Source organism: Halobacteriovorax marinus SJ (assembly GCF_000210915.2).
GTDB classification, from domain to species: Bacteria; Bdellovibrionota; Bacteriovoracia; order Bacteriovoracales; family Bacteriovoracaceae; genus Halobacteriovorax; species Halobacteriovorax marinus.
The window spans coordinates 931,164-957,095 of the sequence record NC_016620.1 but is presented as its reverse complement, the minus strand read 5'-3'; the positions used below and the strand labels follow the sequence as shown (position 1 = coordinate 957,095).

The following is a 25,932-nucleotide window of genomic DNA, read 5'->3' as shown; positions in this document are numbered from 1 at the left end:
GAATACTTCTAGGCCGTACGCTTAATTAAATGATATCCAAATTGAGTTCGGACAGCTCCAGAAACTTCTCCAACTTTTAAAGCAAAGGCGGCTTGCTCAAATGGCTTGACCATCATTCCCTTTCCAAAAGATCCCAAACTTCCACCATCTTTTCCCGATGGGCAATTCGAGTAATCTCTTGCTAGCTCTTCAAAAGTCTTTCCCTCTTCAATTTTCTTTAAGAGATCAGTGATTTCATATTCGTGGTCTACAAGAATATGTTGTGCAGATATTTGTGACATGGCCTTTCCTTAATTTCAGTTTTATTTACTTTAAGGTTAGCGATGGGCACCTCTTTTGTAAATATTTGTATAGCTCTCGGTCATTTTCATGGATCCAAAAAATCTCGTCTGACTTTTTATCAAATAATTCACTATTTCTTACACGACAGGTCTGACCCATAGCATCTCTAAAAGTTGAATAGCGATCGAGATACCAAGTTGGTGACATACCTAATTTAAAACCAGAATCTAGAATAAGAGTTGGATAGCTCTCTATTTCAAAACCCCCATTATTATTTGGAGAAAGAATAGGATCTAAAGAAAACTCTCCTCCCCTAAGCTCTATAGGCTCTGCCGTTTCTTTATCAAAAATAAACTCTCTCCCATTGGCCATCGTTAAAACAACACTATGTTCTAAAATATCATAGGAGATGAGCCCGTTACGCGGAAAGAGATGAAATTCTCTGGCCCCTGTATATGTACTTGATGGTCCAGGACCAAATGAATTAAAAATCTGAACTTTTCCTCTAGAGGTAATGAGAAAGTTTCGATACTCCAAGTTATAAGTCTTTCTGGAAGAAATACTTATATAGCAGGTGTCTGTTTGAGACCAGTGCCCTTGTTGAATTTTAATAGTATCTAGAAATTCAATTTCGCTTTCACAGTGATAAGCAAATGAAGTTGAACTAAGTAATAGAAGTGTCATAAGAAGTTTTTTCATAATTCTATGAAATACTATCTACGCCCAAGTCGCAACTAAATTAATCTGACTCTACCAACTGTTTTAGTCGGTTTATCTAATATAAAATGACATTCATTGTACTTAGCTCTTTTAAGCTCGATAATAGTCTCAATCAAATATTTAAGTTCAGGAGGAACCCATGATAAAGAATATTGTGGCACTACTACTTCTCGTTGCCTTTGTTCAATCAGCGAGATCTCATTCAGGTGCTAATCACTTTCAAGAAACCCAGAGAAGTATCTACGCTTCTATCAAGTTTGAGGACTACCCTAAAGGTATGCAAGCGATTCAAAAACTTGATCTTGATGTTACAGGTGTTGATAAGAAGAATAAGATTGCTGATGTCTTTGTGACTACCGAGCAGTACAAGGCCCTAAAAGAGCTGAATTTTAGAATTATTGAAAATAAATCATCTAAAGCACTCAAGGCGGTTGATGAGAAATATAAATCTCCCGATGAAATAGAAGCTATTTTAAAAGAATGGGAGAAAGAAAATTCAGACATTGCAAAACTTCATATTATTGGACAATCCTCTGAAGGAAGAAATATCTATGCTATGAAGATTTCTGATAATGTCTCTTTAAAGGAGGATGGAGAATCGGCCATTCTCTTCAATAGTATGCACCACGCTAGAGAAGTGATGTCACCAGAAGTTACTCTAGATATTATAGAGTCATTAATTACCAACTATAAAACAGACGCAAAAATTAAGAACTACGTAGACTCTAATGAGATCTGGGTTGTTCCTATGATAAATGTTGACGGTAACGCGAAAGTTTGGAGTGGTTCAAGTATGTGGAGAAAGAACACGAACTACGGACACGGTGTAGATATTAATAGAAACTATCCATATCTCTGGGGAACATGTAACGGCTCTAGTGGTTGGACATGGTCAAGTACTTACAGAGGTCCAACAGCAGGATCAGAGCCAGAGTCTAAGGCCCTAATGAACCTTGTTAAAACAATTAGACCTGTCTTTAATATCAGTTATCACTCTTATAGCGAAATAGTTATCTACCCTATGGGATGTAGTGGTTCACGAACTCAGACAAAAGAGGTTGTTGAAAAAATTGGAAAAGAAATCGGTGAAAGTATTCAATACGAAGCAGGAACAGCCTGGGAGCTACTCTATTCAGTAGATGGCTCAGACATTGACTGGATGTACAATGCCTATCAAGTTATTCCTTATGTCATTGAAGTCAATAGCAGATCACAAGGCTTTCAACCAAATTACGATAAGTGGAGAGATAAGACCGTTCAAAGAAATAGAGCAGCATGGATGAAGCTATTAGATAGAATGTCTCAATCGGGAGTCAAAGGACAGCTCGATGCAACCTACCCTTCACCAGAGTCTTATCAAATAGAAGTGAGAACTGAAGCGGGTGAGATTTTCCAAAACTATAGAATCAATCCAAACGGGACATTCCACATTGTTTTAAATGAGGGTAAATATACTTTCACTCTTAAAAAAGGTAGAAGCACCGTTGATTCAAAAGTTGTATCAGTAGAATCTAGCTTAAAAAATATTAATTTTTAATTTTCCTCGGTCCGAAGAATCTCTTCGGACCTTCTGTTTAACTCAATTCTTTTTACACTAATACATTTGCATGCTATCTTTTTTAAAGAGGTAAAAATGATTGATTTAAAAGAGAACCAAACCGCTTGGTATTTAATTTTTATTTGCTGGGCCATTGCCTTCATTGCAACAGCTGGAAGCTTATTCTTTAGTCAGGTAATGGAGTTCCCCCCTTGTGAGCTTTGCTGGTATCAAAGAATTTTCATGTATCCGCTTGTTATCTTCTTTGTCATAAGCTTGATAAACTTAGAAGCTAGTGCCTTTAAATACTCTCTTCCTCTAGTTATTCTTGGATGGATCACTTCCCTCTACCACAATTTACTTCACTACGGCATTGTTCCAGAGAGCGCCTCACCATGTAGAGAGGGAGTTTCTTGTGCAGATATTTGGATCAATTGGCTTGGCTTTATCACAATTCCGATGATGTCCTTCTTTGCCTTTAGTATAATTTTAATCATTCTCACCATCTTTTATAGGAGATACTTAAGATGAGTAAAAATAAAGTAATCGTTCTGGCCACAACTGTATTCGTTATCTTAGGTTTCGTATCCGCCGCCATTTTCTACAAAACACACCAAGAAGAGCAAGACTCTAAAGCAGCTAAGGAGAAAGAAACTCTCTTCATAAGAAATCACTCTCCTCAGATGGGACCTGACGATGCTCCCGTTAAGTTAGTTGAGTTCATGGACCCAGAATGTGAGAGTTGTAGAATGTTCTTTCCGTTTGTTAAAAATTTAATGAAGAAATATGAAGGAAAGATTCAACTCACTATTCGTTACGTCCCTTTTCATGGAAATTCAAAATTTGCGATCGCCATCTTAGAGTCCGCAAGAAAGCAAGGAAAGTACTGGGAGACTTTAGAGATTCTCTTTAAGAATCAACCAGCATGGGGAAATCACCATCAACCAAGACCTGAGCTTATCTGGAATTATCTACCAATGGTTGGTCTAGATGTTGACCAGATAAAGAAAGATTATAAAGACCCTGCTTGGACAAAAATTATTGAGCAAGACTTTGCCGATGCTAGAGAGCTGGGAGTAAGAGCGACGCCAACTTTCTTTATTAACGGTATGCCACTTAGAAGTTTTGGTTACCAACAACTAGAAGATCAAATCAAAGAAAATCTCTAACAATAAAACAATCGCTTAACGCGCTTCTAAATAACAAAAGGTGCCTCGCACCTTTTGTTCATCCTAGAAATTCTAACTATTTAAAGTTATAGTCTGCTCAAATTTTATAAGTAAAAAGGATATTCAATCATGATGAGCAGTGAAGAGTTCAAGCAGAGAATTCTTGAAGGAATCCCAAGCGTACTTCCTCCAAAGAAACCCTACGAAACACAGATCAATCACGCCCCAAAGAGAAAGGCCATTTTAGATGAGTCTGAAAAGAAGCTCGCACTAAAGAATGCTCTTCGCTATTTCGATAAGAGCTTTCATGCAGAATTAATTCCTGAGTTTAAAGAAGAGCTAGAAACATATGGAAGAATCTATATGTACCGCTTTAGACCTGACTATAAAATTTCAGCTAGATCAATTGAGGACTATCCTTATAAGTCTAAGCAAGCTGCGGCCATTATGCTTATGCTTTCAAATAACTTAGACTACGCTGTTGCCCAACATCCACATGAGCTCATTACTTATGGAGGTAATGGTGCCGTTTTTCAAAACTGGGCCCAATATCTTTTAACGATGCAATACCTAGCAACAATGACTGATGATCAAACACTCGCTCTCTACTCTGGTCATCCAGCAGGACTCTTTCCTTCACATGCTGGTGCTCCTAGAGTCATCGTCACAAATGGAATGATGATTCCAAATTATTCAAAGCCAGATGACTGGGAGAAGTTTAATGCTCTAGGTGTAACTCAATACGGTCAAATGACTGCTGGGTCATTTATGTATATTGGTCCTCAGGGAATTGTTCACGGGACAACCATTACTGTTTTAAATGCAGGTAGAAAAATAAGTAAGGGCGATACAGACCTTGCGGGAAAACTCTTCGTAACAGCGGGACTTGGTGGAATGAGTGGAGCCCAACCAAAGGCGGCAGTGATCGCTGGATGCATTGGAGTGGTCGCAGAAATTAACCCTAAGGCCGTACAAACAAGATATGAACAAGGCTGGGTAGATGAAGTTTACAGCTCCCTTGATGAATTAATTCCTAGAATTCAAAAGGCCAAAGAAAATAAGGAAGTCGTCTCTATTGCCTATCAAGGAAATATTGTAAATCTTTGGGAGAGACTTGAGAGTGAAAATATTCATGTTGAACTTGGTTCAGATCAAACTTCACTTCACAATCCTTGGGCAGGTGGATACTACCCTGCAGATGTCGACTTTGAAGAATCAAACCGCTTAATGGCCGAAGAGCCTGAAAAGTTTCAACAACTAGTTCAAGAGACACTTAGAAGACATGTAACTGCCATCAATAAATTAGCGCAAAAGGGAATGTACTTCTTTGATTATGGAAATGCTTTCTTACTCGAAGCCTCAAGAGCTGGCGCAGATATTATGAAAGATGATGGGAAATTCAAATATCCAAGTTACGTTCAAGATATTATGGGACCAATGTGTTTTGACTATGGCTTCGGACCTTTTAGATGGGTTTGTACCAGCTCAGAACAAAGTGACTTAGACACTACAGATGAAATTGCTAGAGATGTTCTAAAGAATTTAATGAAAGAATCTCCAAAAGAGATCCAACAACAAATGCAAGATAATATCACTTGGATTGAAGGCGCGAGAGAAAATAACTTAGTCGTTGGCTCAAAAGCAAGAATCCTCTACGCCGACAGTGATGGAAGAGTTGAAATTGCCCTAGCCTTTAATAAGGCAATCAGAGAGGGAAAAATTAAATCACCTATCGTTCTTGGGCGAGATCACCACGACGTCTCAGGAACAGACTCTCCATACAGAGAGACATCGAATATATATGATGGATCAAGCTTCACTGCCGACATGGCCGTTCAAAACTTTGTAGGAGACTCATTTAGAGGTGCTACTTGGGTCTCTCTACATAATGGTGGAGGCGTTGGCTGGGGAGAAGTTATTAACGGAGGCTTTGGAATGGTTATCGACGGAAGCGCGGAGTGTGATCAAAGAATTAAGTCAATGCTCTTTTGGGACGTTAATAACGGAATAAATAGAAGAAGCTGGGCCAGAAATGAAGGTGCTACTTTTGCAATAAAAAGAGCAATGGAAAAAGAGCCTCTATTGAGAGTGACTCTACCTAATTTAGTCGACGAAAATTTATTATAAAAAATTCTCGCTAAGAAAGATCCATTTTTCCTAGCGAGAACTTTAACACTTTTAACTCAACATACATTCTACTCTACTAAAGTGCTCTACTTTTTGGGGAATAAGAACATCAAAATCTTCAAAGGCAATTTGGTGGGTAGAGTTTTGCCCGTGATCAATGACATTAATAGCATATTCGAAATTAGTGCAAGTTATGACTTCAATCGAACCATAGAAAAAACTGAGACCTCCTAAGTCTGTGAGACAGGGTCTAGCGAACGTAATTGTTTCAAAAATCTTCCTGATGCTAATTCCACACTCTCTGGCCTTTGTTAAACACTCCTGAGTAAGAATTATATTTTGAAATAAATGGTTCACAATCAACTCCTGTTCTTTGTTTTCTGTGTTGAGTTCATAATGACGTATTTCTGAGCAAGATTGCGCAAAAAATACACTTTTTTACTCATTTTGTATAATTTCAACACATTAAGGGGTCAAATTAGTGTTTTTCTTACTCATTCATTTTTCTTAAAAAGTGGCAATTTATAGAGGCGTGCAATTAATTTTCAGTATGTTAGAATAGATAGTGAGTAAAATATTCTAAGTTATACTCAGGAGTAAGTATGAGTGAAATGAAAAGAGTTAATGTCCATATTCCAAAAGAATATTACGAAAGTATTATGGAACAAGGTTTAAAATTAAGTGGAGTCATCCGAGAGGCCCTTGAAGACCAACTTAATCCAAATACAATTACGCTCTCTGTTTCAAAGAAAACACATAAAATATATATGGAACTTTTTAGTACGACAGACTGCAATGACAAGGACTTCGAGCCGTATCTAAAAGAGGCCTTACAAAAATTTGTTACAGACATCATACAAAAGAGAAGTGATACTCTTCAAAGTATTAAAGAAGAACTTGAAAAATAAAAATCAAAAGGACGACTTCCATGTTTAAGATATTCATCACTCTTTTTATAATATTCAATATTCAAGCTAATGATGTAGGACAAATTCTCTACGTAAAAGGAATTGTAAAGGTTAAAACAGGTGAGAATGTATCGAATGCTGAAAAAGGAAGTCCTCTTAAAAATAAATCAATCATTCAATCAGGGAAAGACTCCCTTGCCATCATCTCTCTCAGTGATGGTTCTAAAATTAAATTAAATAGTGAAAGTAAAATAATTGTCTCAATCTCAAAGAATGAGCCTCCACAAGTTGGACTCTTCAACGGAAGTTCATTCTTCAGTGTTCTAAAAAGCAAGGTTATGAAACAAGACAAATTCATTGTAAAAACTAAGAATGCTGCCCTAGGAGTGAGAGGAACTCAATTCTTTGTGAGTTACGGAAAGAAGAGTGGTCAAGATGAGTGGATGTGCGTAAATGAAGGAGAAGTTGCCGTTAGACCTAAAGGTAAAGCGACAAAAGTCTTAGTCAAAAAAGGCGAAGGTGTTCAAATTAAAAGTAAGCAAGAGGTCTCTACTCCTAAACCTCTGGCGTGGACACAGAAGCTAAATTGGAACTTCAATGAAAACTCTAGTGAGCTCGAAAATAAAGTTAATATTGAAGATGCGTACACTGATATCTTGGATCAAGACTATGATTAAGAAAGTAATCCTTCTACTCCTACTCTCTTCTATGGCCTGGTCTTCTAATATTCCAAAAGAAGCCAGTAAAACAGACCCGTCTCTGGTTCTTCGACACTTTCATAAATTTAACTCAAAGGTTAAATCCCTTATTACATTTTCGCTAAAAGAAGGAAGTAGTGATAAAGACTTATCCCTCTCCCTGCGCTACAGACTTCACTCTAACTTTCATATAGCGACAAACTTTAAGAGAAGTTACGGCCTTAGGCATGACGATGATTGGGTAAAAGAAAATGGAGTTTGGAAGTGGAAAGAGACAAAAACTAGGGGCGAAAATATTTTTGGGGTTCATCTAAATGCGAAGAAAATATTCCAAGACAATATTTTTGAGCTTAGAACTACTATAGAGAGAAATAATTCTAACTCTAATAACACCCTTATTCTTAGACCTGGAGTAACTCATATATTCTTTAAAGGTGGTGCGCCCATTATAAATATTTATGCTAGGTACGCACTCTACCTCCCAATGAACTTTAGTGAGGAGACTATCTATAAACAAAGTCTCTATGCCGGAGTGACTTATCACTATAATTCATTTTTTAAACCGGGGCTCTTTTTTAAGAGGACATCGACGAAATGGACTAATTCTAAAAATGCTAAGGAGCTGCAAGTTCCAAGCTATTCAGTCGCAGAGAGCACAAACTCAATTGGTCTGGCCCTCAACTTCTACTATTAACAAAATGAAATAATTTCGTACTCCCTAGACTCACCGTTCATCTCAACTTCGAAACTATCACCCTCTTCAAGGTCTAGAACTTCATTTCCAATTGGAGAAAAAACCGAAATAGTGAGAGCAACCTCATCATCTACGTTAACAATATATCCACCAGCAGCAGGAGTAATAAAGTATTTCTTCACTAGATTATTAAACTTAATCTCAACTAGAGAGCCGATAGTAACAGTTGGCTTTTTTGAAAGAGAGTCCGCTGCTAATTCTTCAATAACATTTAAATCCATCTCTAACTCATCAACACGAACCTTTTGCGCTCCGGCCAAATAACCGGCCTCAATACTTCTAGTGTCCCACTTACTCTCCGACTTAAAGTCAGGGTCTCTGGTTGCACTTTTTGAAGTGTCATAGGCTGCCTTCGCCTTTTCTAACTCAACCTTTATTTGATCTATTAAATTAGCTAGTAACTTCTTTTTATTCATATATTGCCTATAGTTTTGAAAATAAAATTGTAATAACTACGATTAAAAGAGCGCTACTTAGTAGCATCACATCTCTTGCATTGATCATATCCTCAATACGAGCGACAACCTCCATCTTAGAAGGGACTCTCTTATACTCTTTAGTAAGCATCTCTCTAACGAGAGGCGTGATTTTCTTTTTATAAGGAGCATCTTTATAAAAAACGACCTTCAAAGCAAAGATAAAAGTAATAAAGAGCCAGTATAACTTATCCCATTCATAGGGAGAATAAAGGTAAACTAAAAGTAAAGGGATACTAGTCGTACAAATTAAAATCAAAAATAATCTTAACTGTAACTTAAAGTAGAGTAGTATTTTTTTCATAGTCCCCAATTCTCCAGACGATACTTTGACCTAAAATCCTAAGTATACTATATTACGGCAAAATTCATCTATCATCTAGGACTAACTATGAAATTACTTTTACTTCCATTTCTATTATTAACTGTTTCGGCACATGCAAATTGTGAATTAGATGCTGCCAACTACTTAAGATCTTTTGGTAATAGAAGTGACAGACCGATGCAAATGTCTGCGCCAATTCTTTTAGAGGCGAATACAGACTTCACGACTCCAAGAGGGCAACTTCTGGCAAATTACTCTATAGATACTGTTGTATTTTACAACACAGGTTCATATCACTCAGGTTGGTTTAAAGAAGCAGTTATTCTAAACCCTGAAAACTGCTATGTACTCAATCACTTTGTTGTAGAAGCAGAGTAAGAGCTAGAATACTTTCTCTCTCACTTTCCAAAAGTTCTTCACCTTTCTGGCGATAACATATTTGGGCATACGAAAAAGTGGAGAGATTCTTACAACTTGCTCTGGTGAGATAATATCAAACTTCTGACCAGAGTTTTTTAAATGGGGCCTAACAAAGCTATGAAAGAAGGCCCCTTTCTGATCATCTCTAGCGAGATAGAAATACTCACTTAAGTGCTCTCCATCATAATCATAGTAACGAACACTCAATCTTTCTCTACCTTTTTTGTCGTGATCAACTTCAAAATTCATCGTATCACATCTAAGCACATGGGCGTCTTTAAGTTGCATGGCCTCTTTTAGCTTAGTGTCTGGATCTATAAGTACTTCAGAACAACCACTACACTCTCTGGCAGAGATATCATTCTCAAGCCCACAGCTCTCACAGATTTTAAATCTAAAAAGAAAGCCACAGGCAGAAATTTCAAATGTCTCAGGATCTTCATAGGCACCTTGGCACTTTCGTCCATAATGTTCAATGATATGCCCGTCCTCAGACTTCTTACCCCAAAAGATATTTTCGTGCCCGCAATCAGGGCATAATACATTTACGGCCTCACTGTCACTATCGACCTTCTCATTGCCAACTTCAGGAGAAAAAAGATCATGCCCCTGTCCCGTATAATCTAGAACCAGACAATCTTTCTTTCCTTCAAAAAGTCTCAGACCCCTTCCAATAATTTGTTGATAGAGACTTACAGACTCTGTTGGTCTAAGTAGTGCTATTAAATCTACATGAGGAGCATCAAAACCAGTTGTTAGAACTGATACATTAACTAGAAACTTTATTTTTCTTTCTTTGAAAGAACTTATAATGCTATCTCTTTCAAAGTCAGGAGTCTCTCCAGTGACTATTTGCGAGATCTCTTTAGGCAAGAGCCCTAAAATTTCTCGAGCATGTCTCACTGATGAAGTAAAAATCATCACGCCTGCCCTACTACTTGCCTGCTCAATAATGTGTCCAATTATTCCTGGAGTCACTCTCTTTTGATCACCTAAAATTTCTTCTATTTGTAAGGTGGAGAAGTTTCCATTTTGATTTGGAGTAAGGCTTGAGAAATCGTAGCACGCCACCGGTGAATCGATAACTATAGGAGGAGTTAAATATTTATTCTTAATCATATAGCTAAGAGGAAGCTCATATATACACTTCTTAAAAAAGCGCTCATCCTCACTCTTTTCCATTCCTCTATAGTGGTAGTTATAAATCCATCCAAGACCTAGACGATAAGGAGTTGCGGTAAGACCAAGAATACAAAGATCAGGATTATATTCTTTTAAAAGAGAGATCACACTCTGATATTGAGTCTCCCCTTCCATTGAAACTCTGTGACACTCGTCGATAATTAAAAGAGAGAAATCTTTAAAGAAGCTCCCCTGTGCTCTGGCCACTGATTGAATCGAGCCAAAGATAACTTTTTCCGTATGATCTTTTCTATTTAATCCAGCAGAGAAAATCCCTGCTTCATTTCCATAGCTCTCATACTTATCATGATTTTGTTCAACTAATTCTTTTACGTGGGCCAAGGAGAGCACTCTTCCCCTTGCAATTCTTGCGAGTTCAGCAATAACGAGGCTCTTTCCTGCTCCAGTAGGTAGAACAATAAGCGCAGGATCTTTACGCTTTTTAAAATGTTCAACAGTGGCATCCACTGCTTCTCTTTGGTATGGCCTTAACTCGTACATCTTGCTTTCTACAATGCTAATCTCTGTATAATGTGAAACCCATATTCAGATTCAACTGGCTCACTAATCTCATCAATCTTTAAATGATATATTGCGCGCTCTACCTCCGGAGCAACTTGACCAGAGACAAAGAGACCTAAATCTCCACCCTTTTGAGAGCTATTACATTCCGATAATTCTTTTGCGAGCTCACCAAAGTCCTCTCCCTGCTGTAACTTCTCTAGGACATATTGAGCGTCCTCTACATCTTCAAGTAAAATATGTCGGGCCCTGTAGCGAGCGAGTGATTTATGCATTCTTTTCTCCAACAACAGGAAATTTAACAATGAAAGACATTCCTTTATTTTCTCTTGGGCTTAATTCCATCTCTGCGCCGTGTTTATCTAAAACATTTCGAACTAAGCGAAGACCTAGACCTGTTCCCATCTCTCCCTCTGTTCCAGGGTGACGGTTGAAGTTCTCACCTCTTTTAATTTTTGTAATAAGTTCCTCATCCATTCCAGGTCCCTCGTCTTCAACTCGAAGAATATAGTGATCACCGACTCTTTCTCCATTAATTTCAATTGTAGAGTTACCAGGACTGAACTTTACGGCATTAGAGATTATATTTCTAAAGCATATAGAGACCATTCGATGCTCATAGAGAAACTTACAAGGAGTCGTGTTCTTCTTTATATTAATCATCTTCTCTTTAGCTAATTCAAAATTAAATTCTACAGCTTCATTGATACTCTCTTCAATATTAAGAAAGCTTCTAGATTCTCTTCCTTGTTGTAGCTCTGATATTGCCCAGTTCACAATATCACTAAGCATTCCATCTAATTTTAAAACGGTTCTCATGATAATTTCTTGAGACTTCTTAACTTTATCTAACTCATTATTTTCCAGACTAATAAGACTCGACTCTGCTCTAGAGAGCATGATCACAAGAGGACTTCTCACATCGTGACCAATAGTTGCTAAGATTTTATCTTTAGCACTATTAAGACCATCAAGTTCTTTTTGCGAAATAAACTCTCCTCTCGCCCATTTGTCATGCTTAATCTTAAACGTGCAAAGAAGGACCTCAATCGCAAAGAGCATAAAGGCCATATATCTATGAACTTCAACTCCATAAGTAAGTCTGGCATCTTGTAGAAATAAAAAATTCAACATCAGTGCGAGAGCGCAAATGGTAGAAGAGAAAATACGACCAGGAAGAATCATATAAAAACCAATGACCATCATCATTGATCCAGGAAGTAGAGTTAAGCTTGTTCCCTGTGTACAAAAAGTTAAGAGCACTATAATGGCGGTGGAGAGATACTTCATCGCATCTAACCAAAGTTCTAAATACTTTGGTCGCGTTTGAACCCTGCCATAGATAACAAAGAAGACCATGGATATCATCAATAGAAAAACTCTAAAAAGTAAGAGATCTTTAGCGCTAGCTATGTGAAATGCTCTCTGGAAATCCCCAAAAACTCCGGCCAAGAGAAAGAAGAAACAACAAAGAAAATAAGTTAAGAAAATATAGTTCTTATTTTCGTTCCACTTACTATTTAAAAATTCTCTTTCTAATTCTTTGGACTCGAGTGTGCCCCAGAAGTTAAATCTCTTTTCCATGCCTGGCCATCTAACCTTGAAATATTATTTCCTTCATATTAATCAACTCGTTATAAGAAATAAATGACTCATAGCCACGCTGTGCGCCATCTCTTTATAGTTAATAATTTTTAAGAATTCCTAATTTCATTTTATAGAGATTATACAATTTCAGCCTCTTGATGCGCTACTCACACTAAGGAAATACCTAATTAAATTGGTAAGTTTATGATTTTTCTTGTAGAACACTAAGATAATTAAAAGGAAAGTCGCATACATGAAAACAACCAAAGAATTTGTTGAATATAATCTTCAACCAGAACTAATCAAAGCTCTTAACTCACACGGTTTTAAAGAAGCCAGTGAAATTCAAGACCTAACAATCAAGCCAATACTAGAAAAGAAAGATATTTTTGCACTCGCAGAGACAGGGAGTGGAAAGACAGGTTCATTTGCCATTCCAATTATGGAGATCCTTCTAGAGGAAAAGGCCCTTGATAATCCAAGCCAACAAATCGTTATTTTAAGTCCAACGAGAGAGCTGGCCCAACAAACTAATAAGTTCTTTGAGCAAGTTGGTGCAGAACTAGGAATCAAATCTTCATGCATTATTGGTGGAGAGAAGATTGAGAAACAAATCGAAGAACTAAAAGAAGGCGTTCATGTTCTTGTGGCTACTCCAGGAAGGCTAAACGATCTCACAAAGCAAAAAGAAATCGATCTTGCAAATTGTCTCGCTGTTGTTTTTGACGAAGCGGATAGACTCTTTGATATGGGATTTAAAAAAGATATCGAATTTATTTTAAATGGCATACCAAAGACAAGACAACTTATCATGGTTTCTGCCACGACAAATATGGATGTTCTCAACACTGCATTTAAGTTTGGCTCTCAACCACTTGAGATAAAATTAAATGAGGAATCTATCCTTGTAGATAATATTGATCATAAAATTGCAATGATCGATAAGAACGAAAAAATGCCACTCTTAGTAAAGCAGCTTCAAACTCACGAAGACGCTTACGCTATTATTTTCTGTAACACTCAATTTCAAACACACCTCGTTGCAGAGTGGCTTAAGAAAATGAACTTTAAGGCCAAGCCAATTTCAGGGCGCATGCCGCAGAATAAGAGAACTCGCTTAATGGAAGAGTTTAGATCTAAGGAAACGACTATTCTTGTTTGTACTGATGTAGCGGCGAGAGGACTCGACATTAAGGATGTAAACTTAGTCATCAACTTTGACCTTCCAAATGAAGCTGCAAGTTATGTTCATAGAATTGGACGTACAGGTAGGGCCGGAAAAGATGGTCAGGCCATCAGCTTCTGCTCTTTTGAAGACTGCGAAAACCTAGACCCTATCTCTGAATTTATTGGAGGTAGTATTCCAAAAATGGACCTAGGTGATGAGGACTTTGCAACTGATGTATGTCCTAAACCATATCTGGATGCGAAGTCTCTACAAGTCGTTGAGAGACCAAGCAGAGATAGCAAGAAAACTTCTAAATCAAAAGATACGAAGAAGCCAGCAAGTAAAGAAGTTAAGCCAAGAACAAGTACTATTCCATTTATTGGAAAAGTATTTAAAAACGATAGAAGATTCTTTATTTCTACAGCAAGCTCTGAGAAAGAGTCTATTGCAGCAGCGCTTAAGTACTTTGCAGTAAAAGACTCTCACTTAATCAATACAGAGTTAGTTAAAGAAGGAAGAAAACTCTTCTTCTTCTTTGGTCCAAGAAAGAATACATATAAGCACTCACTTAAGCCTATCTTTAAAAAAGTACTTACTCCATTTCTAATAGGTATTCTAAGAAAGGCACAACTTGATTTATTCGTAAAAGTTTCTTTTAAAGACGATCATCTCAAGGTGACTTACACAGGAAATGATCTAGGACTATTGCTAAGAAATAAAGCCGAGTTACTTATTTCATTTGAAACTTTAATTAAGCAATTTCTACTAAGAAAAGTTCATATGAAAAATGAAGTAAAACTTACGCTTAGATGTTTTAACGAAGACAATCAAAACGACAGACCTAAGAATAAGAGTAATGAAAAAGAAATTCTCTCATTAGTAGATGAGATGAAGAAAAAAGTCTTAGAATCTAAAAAGGCGATCCTTCTCAAGTCAATGAATCCGGCACAAAGAAGAATTGTTCATCAATATATTAGTGAAGACCCTAAATTTAAGTCCAACTCTATAGGAGAGGGACGCTTTAAGCAGGTAGAGCTTAGCTTAAACTAAGCTCCTACCCCTTTACAGTGAAGCCCTTTTCTTCAAGATAGGGCTTCAGCTTTTCTCTCTGATCTCCCTGAATCTCAAATGTATCATCTTTAAAGCTTCCACCTGTAGCACAGTAATTCTTTAACTCTTTCATTAGTCTTTTAAAGAATGGGGGATTATGTGGAAATTCATAGAAAACAGTAACGGCCTTACCGCCCCTTCCCTTTTTCTCAATCCTCATCTTTAAAGTCGTCTGCGATGGGATAATTTCAGGTAATTTCTCTTTCTTCTTCTTATTCTTATCCAGTTGATTCTTTCCAGAACCATCGCTGACGTATACTAATTCATAGTCATCATTATTCATATAGATCCTCAAAAATAGGTCATTTGACAGTAATTTTACAATAGAATGATGGGGTTCTTCATCAAACTTTGCTATAAAATACCTAAGGAGAAAGAATGTTTCCAATATTAGTTTTATTATTTACCGTTATTCCGGCCATAGAGATCTATCTCTTATTTTCGATTGGTGCCCAGATTGGCGGACTCAATACGTTAGCGGTAGTTATTTTAACAGGTATCGTCGGGGCCAGCTTAGCTAAATCACAAGGATTGGCCATTCTAGCTTCGATTCAAAATGATCTCAATAGAGGCTCTCTGCCAACAAACCAACTCATGCATGGACTTCTCGTCTTTGGAGGCGGTCTACTTCTTCTTACTCCTGGCTTTCTCACAGACATCATGGGAATCTGCATGGTCTTTCCAGGAACGAGACACCTACTCACGGCCTTTCTAAAAGGCTATTTCGAAAAAGCTATAAAGAGTGGGAATATCAAATTTGGTGCATCTAGCTTTGGTGGAGGTTTTAGCTACCAATCTAAGAGCAACCCATTTGAACAAGAACAGTTTAGCAAACGAACTAATCGTGAAGTTGAACCCGGTGTATTTGAAGCCGAGTTCAAAGAAAAATAGGGCCAGTGTGAAACTGGTCTCAAAATGCTTTAAACATCTTCTGACATCTATACCAAACTGACACCAAAAACATCTATTTTACTCTCCTATTTTTGGCATCTCACTTGCTTAGTAATTTTTATCGTTAAAAGTACTAAGGAATAGTATGAGTCAACCAGAAATGGTCCTCTATTATTGCGTCCATTATCTTGAGGGAGAGAGAAGAAATGAAGAAAACGTTATGCCTACTTGCCACAGCCGCCACACTAACAATGCCACAAGCACTTGCCGTAACTCAGAAGTTAAAAATTGATTTAAACGCGCAACACTCAAAAGGAGATCAAACTTTTCATCTTAAAAGAATGCTTAATGGAAAATTTGGAAAAGGAATCATTGAGGGACATAAACTTCAAAAAGTAGTTCTACAAGCTAAATCAAAGAAAGGAAATGCAGATGCAAACTTGGCGATCGGCTACTCTGAAACAGCACCAGAAGTTATCCCAGGAACAGTAGAGCAATTTGATAGCGATTTATCAGGATTCCATGCGATCACCCTCTCTGCTCCTTTAAGAGCTCAACAAGAGGCAGCCCCTTGGAAAGTTCACCTTAAAGGTAATATAAAAGTCGACTCTATAAAGGCAGTCACAAAACTAGAGCCTTCATACCCATACTCAAAAGTAGATGCCCTATCTTTTAAAATGGTAAATAGTTTTAAAGTAGATAAAATCATAGGAGATACAAAGAAGATTAATGTAGGAAAAGACTTTAAGGCCGTACAGTTAACAGCGAAAGGTAGTGTAAGTATCACAAGCGTTAAAGTAAAGTTTGCTGATGGACAAGTCGTTTTCCTAGATGAACTCGAAGGTAAAGTAAAAGGACCAACTTCATTTAAGTTTAATAAGGAACTCGCAAAAGAAGTTAAGTTCTTAGAAATCTCAGCAGTCTCTACAAACCTCTTTGGTAGTAGAGGTGAATTACAAGTATCAATCGCAGAAAAGAAAGGAGCACAAACACAACCAACTCGTCCGACGAGACCTACTCGTCCAACAAGACCAGCACGAGTTAGATAAGACACCCATGGCCCCCAAGAAAAGAGAGCTCCAATTGGAGCTCTTTTTTTATTTCAAAAAATCTCTCATGACTTTAAGCATGTCTTTTGGTTTCTCACTTAAAATAGAATGAGAAGCTCCTCGAATGACCTTTAGACGAGAATCCTTAATTTTTTCACTATAGCGACTTGCGGTCACAGGAGTCGCCTCATCGTATTGACCGCAAATAAAGAGAGTTGGAACTTTAATTTTAGAGAGGTCTTTTACACGATTATATTTCTTAAGTGTTCCCGTGGCCATGAACTCACTTGGTCCCCACATATACTCATAGACCTGCTCACCGTGAGGATTGGTATTTTTCTTCTTGGAGTTCTCTAAGAGTTTAGCCTTATCTCTAAAAACGTGTCTCGAATAGTACTCTATAATTGCCTCTTTATAGACTTTAGAATCTGTTGCACCTATTTCGTGACAATAGTTAATAATCTTTCGATACTTTGCCGGTAACTTTTCAATTAAAAGGTTTGCATCCTCTTGCCAATCTCTAGCGCTGAACATTGGAGATTGAAAGATAAGCCCTTTTACTTTCTTACCTTTTCTTAAATAGTACTCAAGAGCTAATGTTGTTCCCCAAGAGCCTCCCATTAAGTAGAATTCATCTAGTCCCCAATGCTTTACGAGAGTATCTAGCTCTTCAACAAAAGTTTCAATTTTCCAAAATTTCTTATCAAGCTCACTACTGCGGCCACCACCAATTTGATCGTAGATATAAACCGCTCTCTCATCTGATAGTTCAAACAAAGGCGTCATCTTCTTACTAGTCCCGCCAGGACCACCGTGAAGGCAAACAATCGGTGTTTTACCTTTTCGTCCCTTTTTCTCGTAATAAGTTGTTCCAAATTTATGTTTTAATTTAGCCATTTTTTACTTTCCTATTTCACTGATTTCTAAAAGTATATCCTATTTGCACTCCAATAAAAATAGACTAATATAGATATTCAAAAGAGGTTTCTATGATAACAATTAAAGATATTGAAAGAGCAAAATCGCTTATTGGTGACCAACTCATCAAAACACCATGTACCTACTCAACAACTTTGAGTGAACATACGCAGTGTAGCGTCTATTTAAAATTAGAGAACCTTCAATTCACTGGGGCCTATAAGATACGAGGAGCCCTTAATCGTTTAATGAACCTATCGCAAAAAGAAAAAGATAATGGTGTCATCGCCTCTTCCGCTGGAAACCACGCTCAGGGTGTGGCACTTGCCGCAAAGAAGTTAGGCATTAAGGCCACTATTGTTATGCCTGAGACGACTCCCCTCTCAAAAATACAGGGAACAAAGAAATTTGGTGCACAAGTTATTCTCCATGGAAACTTCTATGATGATGCCTACCAAAAGGCCCAAGAGATACAGAAAGAAAATGGATATACTTTCATTCATCCCTTTAATGATAATGACATCATTGCAGGACAAGGTACTATTGGATTAGAGATTCATGAATCCTTGCCTGATCTAGATATTGTTATCGTTCCTATTGGAGGAGGCGGTCTTATATCGGGAGTCTCTGTTGCCCTGAAAACACTTAATCCAAACATTAAAATCATTGGTGTTGAAGCACAGCAAATGGCCGCCATGAAGAGCTCTCTTCGGGCCAAGAAAATTGTTGAAGTACCAAAGGCGAAAACAATTGCCGACGGAATTGCAGTGACTACGGTTAAAGAGAATACTTTTGAGATCGTTTCCAAATATGTAGATGAAGTCGTTACTGTTACAGAAGCTGAGATGGCACAATCGATCATGATGCTCTTGGAAGTTGAAAAGATTTTAGTAGAAGGTGCTGGCGCTGCCGCTTTTGCAGCACTTTCTCACGGGAAGATCACAGGGATAAAAGGAAAGAAGGTTGGAATAGTTATTTCAGGTGGAAATATTGATGTAAATTTTCTCTCTCGAGTTATTGAAAGAGGTCTTTCTGAGGACGGTCGTTTAACTACGCTTAGAATCTATGTTCCAGATACACCGGGTATTATTTCAGATATCTCTAGAGTAGTCTCTGAGCACGGGGCGAATATTATTGATATTCACCATAATCGAACTTACACAACCACCCTTTTGGGACATACGACCGTTGACTTCACGCTTGAAACGAAAGGGCATACTCATATCAAAGAGATAAAAGCTGCCATTAAAACTCTGGGGCTAGAAGTTACTACCGATTAATTTCAGATAGTTACCACCTCATTACAGAGGTGTTCAAATAATGGACGGCCCATAAATATATTTCAATGGGCCCTTAGATTTTTCCTATATGTAATAGAATGAACTAAATACATTTTTAAGGAAAACTCTATGAAATTTTCAACAATTGCTCTCACTCTTGTCCTCTCTATGTCAGGCATTAAGGCCTCGCCATTAGTTGCTCCCTTTTACGTCGAGCAAGATAGTGCAAAAGAAAATATTCAAAATGAAATGACAGTCTTAAATAGTGGGATAGCTTCCCTACAATTTAGATTGGACATGATTAAAAGGGCCAAGAAGTCCATAGAGGTTGAGTACTTTATTTATAATCAAGACCAAGCGGGAAGAATTCTCACACAGGCCCTAGTTGAAGCCGCAAAGAGAGGGGTAAAGGTTAGAATTCTAGTAGATAAATCTATGCCTATCTTTGCAATGGATAATCATATCGCAAAAGAGTTGAGACAATATGGCGTCGATTTAAGATTCTATAATGATGCTACTCTTCTTGAACTTTCTACAACACAATTTAGATCTCATAGAAAGCTCTTTCTTATTGACGATGTAGAGGCCATTACTGGTGGAAGAAATATAGGCGACGACTATTTTGATCTCTCTGATCACTTCAACTTCTTGGATAGAGATATTCATGTTAAGGGAAGTATTGTGAAAACAATGAGAGAGTCATTTGATAAATACTTTGAGCATAAGATTGTTGAAGATCCAAAAGAACCTATTAAGCCAACTGGTTCAAAGATATCACTCTACCGTGGAGGAAGAAGGGCCACCGCCATAAGAAAGTATGAGAGTGATTTAAAGCAATTTAAAAAGGCACAAGCAAATGCAAAGCACTTTCTACTTGAGAATGACACCGATAGAGAAATAAAAGAGAAGGTGGAAATTATCTCTAGACCAATCCTACAGGAGAAGAAGAGTTACAACTGTCCTCTAACAACTTACGCGACAGATCTTCCAGGAGCAAGATTCTCTCAAAGATTGAGAATTGACTACGGTGACACTTATCGTGTTCTAAGAAAAGTGATGGGAAAGAAAATAGATGATATCAAAACTGATCTTCTTATCTCTTCTCCGTACTTTATCAATAATAAAATCACAAGAGGTATGATGTATGACCTCTTAGATAAAAATATTAATATTAAAATTTATACAAATAGCCTTGGCTCTACCGATGCTGTCTATGTTGCGGCAAATTTCTATGCTGATGTTTTTAAGTGGCAAGCAGAGGGAGTTAATCCATATATTCACAATGGGAAGTGGATTCCAGAGCACCCAACAATTTCAGAGGGTGTTAAGACGGCGAAATGGGGAACACACTCAAAGACGCAAATCTATGACAATGACGAAGTAATGATTGGGACTTATAACGTAGATAATAGATCCAACTACTATAACTCTGAGATGGCCATTTTTTGTAAGGGAAATCCAGAGCTAACAAAAGAAGTTGCAGACAATATTCACTCAAGAACTAAGGCCGGTTATAGAATTATTGATAACCATGAAGCAGTAGATGAAAATAATCTACCAGCAGATGTTTATGGAAATCCGACGAAGATGAGTAAATTTATTATGAATGCTATTGCGATTCCTTCAATACTTCTTAGAGATTTACTCTAAGAAGCAGATTTAAAATGCTCCTCTTCCACAGGGATCTCAGGCAGTAGCTCTAGATTCTCACTTTGACTTTTTTGAGTGTCTTTAATCACAATTTTAAAGACATTCTCTTTTTCAATATTTGAAAGACTAGCTCCATAGAAGAACGAACAAACTAAGTAGTAAACCCAAACGACGGCCATAACTATTGTAGAAAAGTTTCCATAATTTTGTGCCAGCTCTTGTTCTGAGAGTTTTACATAAATCCAGTGTCCAGATTTCCCTAGAACAAAGAGTGCTACAAATGAACACGCCCCAAGAAAAGCGTGACTAAGCGCAATTTTCTTTCCAGAACTAAACTTATAAAAGCCAGTGAAGAAGATTATCGAACTCAGAATTGGGAGTAATTGTAAATTGAAAACTGTTTTGGCTAAGTCTGGAAGCTTTTCAGGTCCTGAAAAAAAGACGGCCTTAAAGAGCACCTCATTAGAGCTCACAAAGAGAAAGCCCAAGAAGAGACTCATGCAAACCCCTATCATAAAAGACTTTAAATCTTCTACAAGATAACCACCCTTCGCCCTAGAGCCAGCGATCGTTCTCACTCCATACATTAGTGCAGAAATTAAGCCTATTAAGGAGTAGCCTAGAAAAAGTGTATTGAAGACATTTGATGACTTAGTTGTATGAAGTTGTTGATCAACAATCGCCGAGATACTTTTCATAATCCATGGAGCAAGGCTTGGAATATTCTCATTTAAAGAAGTTAGAACAATCCCTTTTGCACTTGCAATATCGCCAGTTAAAAATCCCACTAAAGAGATAGAAAGTAGCATTGCAGGACAGAAACTTAATAGCGCAAAGAATGTCGTAGCTCCGGCCAAGATCTCGCACTTTCTCTTTTTAAAAAGAAAAAAACCGTGCAACATCTTTGCAATGATTTTCGTAGTCATTCTATAGCTATAGGATTCATAATTTCGACTAAACTGAATTATTTGATGCTTGGCTTTTTTCATCTAAGGATTATCACCTACTACCATGAAAAGTGACTAATCTCTTAAAGCTATCCCCTCTTTTCAGTATCTTAGTGGCTGTTCTTCTTTCCTAAACTCCGCCAAATATAACTCCAAAAGTGGTCATTTATCTGATAGTTTACCCTCTCCACGTAAAAACAAGGATTTAATATGAAGATATATTCATGGAATGTGGCCGGTATCAGGGCCTGTGAGAAAAAAGGTCTCTATGATTGGTACCTAGAAGAACTAGCAGAGGTTTACTGCTTTCAGGAAACGAAGGCCCTTCCTGAGCAACTTAACGATCAACTTGTAAACCCAAAGTCCCACAGTGCCATTTATGCGCCGGCGGTAAAAAAGGGCTATTCAGGAGTATCAACTTGGGTAAAAAGTGGAATCGAACACAAGCATACTATAGGACTTGGTATTGAAGAATTTGATAATGAGGGAAGAACTATTATTACAGAGTTTGATAACTTCTTTCTCTTTAATTGCTACTTTCCAAATGGTCAGAGAGACCATGCGCGAGTTCCCTATAAGATGAGCTACTGCAAGGCCATTGAAGAGAAGGCGCAAGAACTACACCAACAATTTAAAAAAGATATTATTATTACAGGTGATTACAATACTGCTCACCATCCCATTGATCTAGCGAATCCAAAAACCAATACAAAGTCGACTGGCTTTCTTCCCCTAGAAAGAGAGTGGATGGATCACTTTGAGGAAATTGGCTATGTGGATATCTTTCGCCACTTCACTCCAGAGGAGAATGGTCATTACACTTGGTGGACTTATAGATCAAATTGTAGAGAGAGAAATATTGGCTGGAGAATAGATTACTTTTGGACCAATAAAGACATGCTTAAAAATATTAAAGGCTGTTCACACCACACAGATATTCTTGGAAGTGACCACTGCCCTATTTCCCTTGAGCTAAACTAGTAATAATACGAATCGAGATACTTAAAACTATCTCGGAATAGTATGTGACTACTGCGAAGCAATATGGTAAGTAAAATATAAATTTAAAATAGGAATTGTAAGAATGATTAGTGCTAATAATGTAAGTTTAGCTTTTGGTGGAAGAAAGCTTTTTGATGAAGTTAATATTAAATTTACTCCGGGAAATTGTTACGGCTTAATTGGAGCCAACGGAGCAGGTAAATCAACTTTCTTAAAAATCTTATCTGGTGATATTGAAGCTCAAACAGGAAATATTGAAATAAAGCCTGGAGACAGACTCTCAGTACTAAAGCAGGATCACTTTGCCTACGACGAACATGCAGTTCTAAAAACTGTACTTATGGGAAACCAGAAGCTCTTTGCTATTATGGAAGAGAAAGACGCCATCTATATGAAGGAAGACTTCTCAGATGAAGACGGTATTAGAGCCGCTGAACTTGAATCAGAGTTTGCCGAGCTTAACGGTTGGGAAGCAGAGTCTGAAGCTGCAACTCTTCTCTCTGGTCTAGGTATCGGTACAGAATATCACGATAAAATAATGAAAGACTTAACTGGTTCTGAGAAAGTTAAGATTCTTCTGGCCCAAGCACTAATTGGTGATCCAGATATTCTTCTTCTGGATGAGCCTACCAACCACCTTGATATTAAGGCCATTCAGTGGTTAGAAAACTTCCTAATGGATTTCACTAATACAGTTATTGTAGTTTCTCACGATAGACACTTCTTAAATAAAGTATGTACTCATATTGCAGATATCGACTTCGGTAAAATTACAGTTTATACAGGTAATTACGACTTCTGGAGAAAGGCATCAGAGCTTGCAATCCAACTTAGAAGTGATCAGAGAAGAAAGTCTGAAGAGAAGGCCGCAGAGTTAAAGAACTTTATTCAAAGATTCTCTGCCAATGCTTCAAAATCTAAGCAGGCCACTTCAAGACAGAAACAATTAGAAAAATTAAAAATTGAAGATCTTCCAATCTCTTCGAGAAAGTACCCTTATGTACACTTTCAACCAACTAGAGAGGCGGGAAAAGAGCTGCTAAAAGTTGATGGAATAAGCAAGACAATAGAAGGCGAAAAAATCCTAGACAATATTTCTTTCACTATTAATAAAGGTGATAAAGTTGTTGTTCTTGGAGAGAACGATGTGGCAAAGACAACTCTCTTTCAAATTCTTATGGGAGAAATTGAAGCTGACTCTGGAACATTTGAATGGGGTGTTACAACTTCAAGGGCCTACTTCCCTAACGACAATTCAAGTTACTTCAATGATGGAAAGTATTCTATTACAGACTGGCTTAGACAATACTCAGAAGAAAAAGATGAGTCTTTCATTAGAGGCTTTCTAGGAAAGATGCTCTTTTCAGGAGAAGAGGCCTTAAAGAAAACAAATGTTCTCTCAGGGGGAGAGAAAGTTAGATGTATGCTTTCTAAGATGATGCTCTCTGGTGCCAACGTTCTTCTACTAGATGGTCCAACAAACCACCTTGACCTAGAAAGTATTACTGCCGTTAACGAGGGATTAATCAAATTCTCTGGTACGACACTCTTCACTTCTCATGACCATGAATTTATTCAAACAGTGGCCAATAGAATTATTGATATCGATGTCAAACTGGTAGAAGATAAGTATATAAGCTACGACGATTACTTAAATTTAAATTAAATATCAAGCTCCCGAAAGGGAGCTTTTTTATTTCTCATATCCTCTTACATCCTTTGAGCAATTTAAGATATTACTTCATAATTAATTATGAAAAAAATCTTACTACCACTCCTTTTTACACTTAATTCACACTCCGTCTGCGTACATGAAACAACTATAAGTGGAGCACAACTGCTTTCTCAAATTACTCATTATCAAAACTCAAAGGCCTTCTACCAATTGGAAGACGAGAGTTTTAATGAACTACAAAGTATTTCACTTATTGAGCCTCAACGTAATTACCTCATACAACAACTTCAGGCTCCGATTACAAAAGATTATAATGATCGTTACATTAAATATTATAAGTATGAAAGAGTGGTTGAATTCATTAAGAGTCAACGTGAGCAATTAGAACAATTAAACTATCAAACGCAAGTAATTGGGAAAAGTATTGAAGGAAGAGACCTCTTTGCAATTACTCCAAGAGAAATTGATCCAAAGAAAAAGCTCATTCTTATGTTCGCGAGACATCACGGTGATGAAGGTACGGCCAATTGGATCGTTGAAGGATTTCTAAGTAAAGCTCTTAAAGACAATCACTTCAATGAGAACTTTCAATTGATTCTCTACCCTATGGTAAATCCAGATGGTGCAAATGCTAAGAGAAGATATAATAGAAATAATAGAGACTTAAATAGAAGCTGGGGAAAAACCCCTGAGAAGTCTTATGATGAAGTCAAAGTGATTCATAAGCATTTAGATAGCTACCTACAAGATAATAAGAAACCAGTTATAGCTCTAGATATGCATGGCTCTTTTACTGAAGACTTTATCTACAGAGTTTCAAAATCTTTTAATGGGCAAGATTTTTTTGAAACTCAACAAAGCTTTATAGATTCTCTTGGAAAGAGAGATCCATGGCAAGCGGGACAATTCTATATTTCAAATGGACATAGGAAAATGTCAAGAATACTACTCGTTAGGGACTATGGCATAAACTCCCTTACCCATGAGTCAATTAGAGATATTCCTCTATCAGAATCGAGAACTTTAAAAGACCTCTTTCTTCAAGGAGAGGCCGTCTTAGATTCACTTAAAGAGCTTTACTAATTCTAGTCTGCCACAAAGAAATATTGCTTGAGTCAAACTCTGCTTCACTCTGACTTCCCCAGATAGCACCTGGCCAAGCTCTATCACTTTTTCTTCTACCAATTACATGAATGTGAAGCTGGGCAACCATATTGCCAAGGGAGCCAATATTTATTTTATCGTACCCCAACTTCTTTAACTCTTTAGAAAGTAAATCAATCTCTTCCGTTAGAGTATACTGATCTTCCAACTCTAGATCGCACCACTCAATAAGTCCCTCTTTAAGTGGAACGAGAATAAACCAATCGAGCTCTCCATCTTTGAAAAGTCTCAACTCACTTAGGTTTAACTTACAGATAAACTCTGAATCATTTAAAATACGTTCATTTATTTCCACAATTCACCTTATGCTAAAATTTGCAATCACTAGTTAAAAAATAGATAATTAATTATACATTAACCAAAGGAAAATT

At 37.3% G+C, this 25,932-nt stretch carries 28 protein-coding genes; 16 read left to right on the top strand and 12 right to left on the bottom strand.

Annotation, left to right across the window (positions count from 1 at the left end; translation table 11 throughout):
- Positions 1-8: 8 nt before the first annotated feature.
- Both BMS_RS04740 and BMS_RS04735 read right to left on the bottom strand, forming a co-directional pair.
- Entirely contained in the window at positions 9-281 is a 273-nt protein-coding gene (locus tag BMS_RS04740; protein ID WP_014243654.1) for a peptidylprolyl isomerase, read from the bottom strand.
- 25 nt (positions 282-306) lie between these two features.
- On the bottom strand, positions 307-981 hold the full coding sequence (locus tag BMS_RS04735; protein ID WP_014243653.1) for a hypothetical protein: 675 nt from the start codon (positions 979-981) through the stop codon (positions 307-309).
- A gap of 160 nt (positions 982-1,141) precedes the next feature.
- Here BMS_RS04735 and BMS_RS04730 point away from each other — a divergent pair, with 160 nt between their 5' ends.
- The 4 genes from BMS_RS04730 (at position 1,142) to BMS_RS04715 (ending at position 5,835) form a co-directional block, all read left to right on the top strand.
- A complete protein-coding gene (locus tag BMS_RS04730) occupies positions 1,142-2,539 on the top strand; it encodes a M14 family metallopeptidase (protein ID WP_014243652.1) in 1,398 nt (465 codons plus the stop codon).
- Positions 2,540-2,635: 96 nt separating this feature from the next.
- Positions 2,636-3,070: a disulfide oxidoreductase gene (locus tag BMS_RS04725; RefSeq protein ID WP_044557295.1), complete on the top strand. Its 435-nt coding sequence runs from the start codon at positions 2,636-2,638 to the stop codon at positions 3,068-3,070.
- Positions 3,067-3,708: a DsbA family protein gene (locus BMS_RS04720; RefSeq protein WP_044557294.1), complete on the top strand. Its 642-nt coding sequence runs from the start codon at positions 3,067-3,069 to the stop codon at positions 3,706-3,708. The genes BMS_RS04725 and BMS_RS04720 overlap by 4 nt, the downstream gene beginning before the upstream one ends.
- 132 nt (positions 3,709-3,840) lie before the next feature.
- Entirely contained in the window at positions 3,841-5,835 is a 1,995-nt protein-coding gene (locus tag BMS_RS04715; RefSeq protein WP_044557889.1) for a urocanate hydratase, read from the top strand.
- A gap of 51 nt (positions 5,836-5,886) precedes the next feature.
- Here BMS_RS04715 and BMS_RS04710 read toward each other — a convergent pair whose 3' ends face one another.
- Entirely contained in the window at positions 5,887-6,192 is a 306-nt protein-coding gene (locus BMS_RS04710) for a hypothetical protein (protein WP_044557293.1), read from the bottom strand.
- Between the two features lie 245 nt (positions 6,193-6,437).
- Between BMS_RS04710 and BMS_RS04705 the strand changes: the two genes are divergently transcribed.
- From BMS_RS04705 to BMS_RS04695, 3 genes are read left to right on the top strand one after another with little or no spacing between them, the layout of a single operon-like run.
- On the top strand, positions 6,438-6,743 hold the full coding sequence (locus BMS_RS04705; protein ID WP_014243647.1) for a hypothetical protein: 306 nt from the start codon (positions 6,438-6,440) through the stop codon (positions 6,741-6,743).
- A 20-nt stretch (positions 6,744-6,763) separates the two neighbouring features.
- Positions 6,764-7,420 carry a FecR family protein gene (locus BMS_RS04700; RefSeq protein ID WP_014243646.1) on the top strand — a complete coding sequence of 219 codons (657 nt, stop codon included), beginning with the start codon at positions 6,764-6,766 and terminating at the stop codon, positions 7,418-7,420.
- Positions 7,413-8,135 (top strand): hypothetical protein, encoded by a 723-nt coding sequence (locus BMS_RS04695; RefSeq protein WP_014243645.1) that lies wholly within the window; start codon positions 7,413-7,415, stop codon positions 8,133-8,135. The genes BMS_RS04700 and BMS_RS04695 overlap by 8 nt, the downstream gene beginning before the upstream one ends.
- Here the strand turns inward: BMS_RS04695 and BMS_RS04690 are convergent.
- Both BMS_RS04690 and BMS_RS04685 read right to left on the bottom strand, forming a co-directional pair.
- Entirely contained in the window at positions 8,132-8,611 is a 480-nt protein-coding gene (locus BMS_RS04690; protein ID WP_014243644.1) for a GreA/GreB family elongation factor, read from the bottom strand. The two genes, BMS_RS04695 and BMS_RS04690, sit on opposite strands and share 4 nt — an antisense overlap.
- Before the next feature lie 7 nt (positions 8,612-8,618).
- Complete coding sequence (locus tag BMS_RS04685) at positions 8,619-8,975, bottom strand: hypothetical protein (protein WP_044557292.1); 357 nt, start codon at positions 8,973-8,975, stop codon at positions 8,619-8,621.
- Positions 8,976-9,062: 87 nt separating this feature from the next.
- Between BMS_RS04685 and BMS_RS04680 the strand changes: the two genes are divergently transcribed.
- Complete coding sequence (locus tag BMS_RS04680; protein WP_014243642.1) at positions 9,063-9,374, top strand: hypothetical protein; 312 nt, start codon at positions 9,063-9,065, stop codon at positions 9,372-9,374.
- A 3-nt stretch (positions 9,375-9,377) separates the two neighbouring features.
- Here the strand turns inward: BMS_RS04680 and BMS_RS04675 are convergent, their stop codons facing one another.
- Genes BMS_RS04675 through BMS_RS04665 form a run of 3 tightly spaced genes read right to left on the bottom strand, consistent with a single transcriptional unit; the run spans position 9,378 to position 12,704 of the window.
- Positions 9,378-11,099 carry a DEAD/DEAH box helicase gene (locus BMS_RS04675; protein ID WP_014243641.1) on the bottom strand — a complete coding sequence of 574 codons (1,722 nt, stop codon included), beginning with the start codon at positions 11,097-11,099 and terminating at the stop codon, positions 9,378-9,380.
- An 8-nt stretch (positions 11,100-11,107) separates the two neighbouring features.
- Positions 11,108-11,395, bottom strand: a complete 288-nt coding sequence (locus BMS_RS04670) for a peptidylprolyl isomerase (protein ID WP_052590574.1) — start codon at positions 11,393-11,395, stop codon at positions 11,108-11,110.
- A complete protein-coding gene (locus BMS_RS04665; protein ID WP_014243639.1) occupies positions 11,388-12,704 on the bottom strand; it encodes a sensor histidine kinase in 1,317 nt (438 codons plus the stop codon). Before BMS_RS04665 ends, BMS_RS04670 begins: the two co-directional genes overlap by 8 nt.
- A gap of 256 nt (positions 12,705-12,960) precedes the next feature.
- On the opposite strand from BMS_RS04665, the gene BMS_RS16715 reads away from it, so the two are divergent.
- Positions 12,961-14,925: a DEAD/DEAH box helicase gene (locus BMS_RS16715; RefSeq protein WP_014243638.1), complete on the top strand. Its 1,965-nt coding sequence runs from the start codon at positions 12,961-12,963 to the stop codon at positions 14,923-14,925.
- A gap of 4 nt (positions 14,926-14,929) precedes the next feature.
- On the opposite strand, the gene BMS_RS04655 is transcribed toward BMS_RS16715, so the two are convergent.
- The gene (locus BMS_RS04655) at positions 14,930-15,268 is read right to left on the bottom strand and encodes a translation initiation factor (RefSeq protein ID WP_052590573.1); all 339 of its coding nucleotides are present in this window, start codon (positions 15,266-15,268) and stop codon (positions 14,930-14,932) included.
- 95 nt (positions 15,269-15,363) lie between these two features.
- Between BMS_RS04655 and BMS_RS04650 the strand changes: the two genes are divergently transcribed.
- Together BMS_RS04650 and BMS_RS04645 are read left to right on the top strand one after the other, a co-directional pair.
- Positions 15,364-15,876: an FxsA family protein gene (locus BMS_RS04650; protein WP_014243636.1), complete on the top strand. Its 513-nt coding sequence runs from the start codon at positions 15,364-15,366 to the stop codon at positions 15,874-15,876.
- Positions 15,877-16,082: 206 nt separating this feature from the next.
- Positions 16,083-16,925, top strand: coding sequence for a hypothetical protein (locus tag BMS_RS04645; protein ID WP_044557291.1), 843 nt, complete (start codon positions 16,083-16,085; stop codon positions 16,923-16,925).
- A gap of 48 nt (positions 16,926-16,973) precedes the next feature.
- Here the strand turns inward: BMS_RS04645 and BMS_RS04640 are convergent, their stop codons facing one another.
- Positions 16,974-17,822: a proline iminopeptidase-family hydrolase gene (locus BMS_RS04640; protein ID WP_014243634.1), complete on the bottom strand. Its 849-nt coding sequence runs from the start codon at positions 17,820-17,822 to the stop codon at positions 16,974-16,976.
- 92 nt (positions 17,823-17,914) lie between these two features.
- On the opposite strand from BMS_RS04640, the gene ilvA reads away from it, so the two are divergent.
- Together ilvA and BMS_RS04630 are read left to right on the top strand one after the other, a co-directional pair.
- Positions 17,915-19,123 carry a threonine ammonia-lyase gene (gene ilvA / locus BMS_RS04635; RefSeq protein ID WP_014243633.1) on the top strand — a complete coding sequence of 403 codons (1,209 nt, stop codon included), beginning with the start codon at positions 17,915-17,917 and terminating at the stop codon, positions 19,121-19,123.
- Between the two features lie 129 nt (positions 19,124-19,252).
- On the top strand, positions 19,253-20,773 hold the full coding sequence (locus BMS_RS04630; RefSeq protein ID WP_014243632.1) for a phospholipase D-like domain-containing protein: 1,521 nt from the start codon (positions 19,253-19,255) through the stop codon (positions 20,771-20,773).
- On the opposite strand, the gene BMS_RS04625 is transcribed toward BMS_RS04630, so the two are convergent.
- On the bottom strand, positions 20,770-21,762 hold the full coding sequence (locus BMS_RS04625) for a YihY/virulence factor BrkB family protein (RefSeq protein ID WP_014243631.1): 993 nt from the start codon (positions 21,760-21,762) through the stop codon (positions 20,770-20,772). The two genes, BMS_RS04630 and BMS_RS04625, sit on opposite strands and share 4 nt — an antisense overlap.
- A gap of 168 nt (positions 21,763-21,930) precedes the next feature.
- Here BMS_RS04625 and BMS_RS04620 point away from each other — a divergent pair, with 168 nt between their 5' ends.
- The 3 genes from BMS_RS04620 (at position 21,931) to BMS_RS04610 (ending at position 25,480) form a co-directional block, all read left to right on the top strand.
- Positions 21,931-22,701, top strand: coding sequence for an exodeoxyribonuclease III (locus tag BMS_RS04620; protein ID WP_014243630.1), 771 nt, complete (start codon positions 21,931-21,933; stop codon positions 22,699-22,701).
- Between the two features lie 103 nt (positions 22,702-22,804).
- Complete coding sequence (locus BMS_RS04615) at positions 22,805-24,388, top strand: ABC-F family ATP-binding cassette domain-containing protein (protein WP_014243629.1); 1,584 nt, start codon at positions 22,805-22,807, stop codon at positions 24,386-24,388.
- A gap of 87 nt (positions 24,389-24,475) precedes the next feature.
- Positions 24,476-25,480 (top strand): M14 family zinc carboxypeptidase, encoded by a 1,005-nt coding sequence (locus BMS_RS04610; RefSeq protein WP_014243628.1) that lies wholly within the window; start codon positions 24,476-24,478, stop codon positions 25,478-25,480.
- Here BMS_RS04610 and BMS_RS04605 read toward each other — a convergent pair.
- On the bottom strand, positions 25,464-25,856 hold the full coding sequence (locus BMS_RS04605; RefSeq protein ID WP_014243627.1) for an HIT domain-containing protein: 393 nt from the start codon (positions 25,854-25,856) through the stop codon (positions 25,464-25,466). The two genes, BMS_RS04610 and BMS_RS04605, sit on opposite strands and share 17 nt — an antisense overlap.
- Between the last annotated feature and the right edge of the window lie 76 nt (positions 25,857-25,932).

Excerpts from the sequence above, each read along its gene's own strand:
- BMS_RS04740 (WP_014243654.1), bottom strand. The coding sequence starts at position 281 with ATGTCACAAATATCTGCACAACATATTCTTGTAGACCACGAATATGAA.
- BMS_RS04735 (WP_014243653.1), bottom strand. The coding sequence starts at position 981 with ATGAAAAAACTTCTTATGACACTTCTATTACTTAGTTCAACTTCATTT.
- BMS_RS04730 (WP_014243652.1), top strand. The coding sequence starts at position 1,142 with ATGATAAAGAATATTGTGGCACTACTACTTCTCGTTGCCTTTGTTCAA.
- BMS_RS04725 (WP_044557295.1), top strand. The coding sequence starts at position 2,636 with ATGATTGATTTAAAAGAGAACCAAACCGCTTGGTATTTAATTTTTATT.
- BMS_RS04720 (WP_044557294.1), top strand. The coding sequence starts at position 3,067 with ATGAGTAAAAATAAAGTAATCGTTCTGGCCACAACTGTATTCGTTATC.
- BMS_RS04715 (WP_044557889.1), top strand. The coding sequence starts at position 3,841 with ATGAGCAGTGAAGAGTTCAAGCAGAGAATTCTTGAAGGAATCCCAAGC.
- BMS_RS04705 (WP_014243647.1), top strand. The coding sequence starts at position 6,438 with ATGAGTGAAATGAAAAGAGTTAATGTCCATATTCCAAAAGAATATTAC.
- BMS_RS04700 (WP_014243646.1), top strand. The coding sequence starts at position 6,764 with ATGTTTAAGATATTCATCACTCTTTTTATAATATTCAATATTCAAGCT.
- BMS_RS04695 (WP_014243645.1), top strand. The coding sequence starts at position 7,413 with ATGATTAAGAAAGTAATCCTTCTACTCCTACTCTCTTCTATGGCCTGG.
- BMS_RS04690 (WP_014243644.1), bottom strand. The coding sequence starts at position 8,611 with ATGAATAAAAAGAAGTTACTAGCTAATTTAATAGATCAAATAAAGGTT.
- BMS_RS04685 (WP_044557292.1), bottom strand. The coding sequence starts at position 8,975 with ATGAAAAAAATACTACTCTACTTTAAGTTACAGTTAAGATTATTTTTG.
- BMS_RS04680 (WP_014243642.1), top strand. The coding sequence starts at position 9,063 with ATGAAATTACTTTTACTTCCATTTCTATTATTAACTGTTTCGGCACAT.
- BMS_RS04675 (WP_014243641.1), bottom strand. The coding sequence starts at position 11,099 with ATGTACGAGTTAAGGCCATACCAAAGAGAAGCAGTGGATGCCACTGTT.
- BMS_RS04670 (WP_052590574.1), bottom strand. The coding sequence starts at position 11,395 with ATGCATAAATCACTCGCTCGCTACAGGGCCCGACATATTTTACTTGAA.
- BMS_RS04665 (WP_014243639.1), bottom strand. The coding sequence starts at position 12,704 with ATGGAAAAGAGATTTAACTTCTGGGGCACACTCGAGTCCAAAGAATTA.
- BMS_RS16715 (WP_014243638.1), top strand. The coding sequence starts at position 12,961 with ATGAAAACAACCAAAGAATTTGTTGAATATAATCTTCAACCAGAACTA.
- BMS_RS04655 (WP_052590573.1), bottom strand. The coding sequence starts at position 15,268 with ATGAATAATGATGACTATGAATTAGTATACGTCAGCGATGGTTCTGGA.
- BMS_RS04650 (WP_014243636.1), top strand. The coding sequence starts at position 15,364 with ATGTTTCCAATATTAGTTTTATTATTTACCGTTATTCCGGCCATAGAG.
- BMS_RS04645 (WP_044557291.1), top strand. The coding sequence starts at position 16,083 with ATGAAGAAAACGTTATGCCTACTTGCCACAGCCGCCACACTAACAATG.
- BMS_RS04640 (WP_014243634.1), bottom strand. The coding sequence starts at position 17,822 with ATGGCTAAATTAAAACATAAATTTGGAACAACTTATTACGAGAAAAAG.
- ilvA (WP_014243633.1), top strand. The coding sequence starts at position 17,915 with ATGATAACAATTAAAGATATTGAAAGAGCAAAATCGCTTATTGGTGAC.
- BMS_RS04630 (WP_014243632.1), top strand. The coding sequence starts at position 19,253 with ATGAAATTTTCAACAATTGCTCTCACTCTTGTCCTCTCTATGTCAGGC.
- BMS_RS04625 (WP_014243631.1), bottom strand. The coding sequence starts at position 21,762 with ATGAAAAAAGCCAAGCATCAAATAATTCAGTTTAGTCGAAATTATGAA.
- BMS_RS04620 (WP_014243630.1), top strand. The coding sequence starts at position 21,931 with ATGAAGATATATTCATGGAATGTGGCCGGTATCAGGGCCTGTGAGAAA.
- BMS_RS04615 (WP_014243629.1), top strand. The coding sequence starts at position 22,805 with ATGATTAGTGCTAATAATGTAAGTTTAGCTTTTGGTGGAAGAAAGCTT.
- BMS_RS04610 (WP_014243628.1), top strand. The coding sequence starts at position 24,476 with ATGAAAAAAATCTTACTACCACTCCTTTTTACACTTAATTCACACTCC.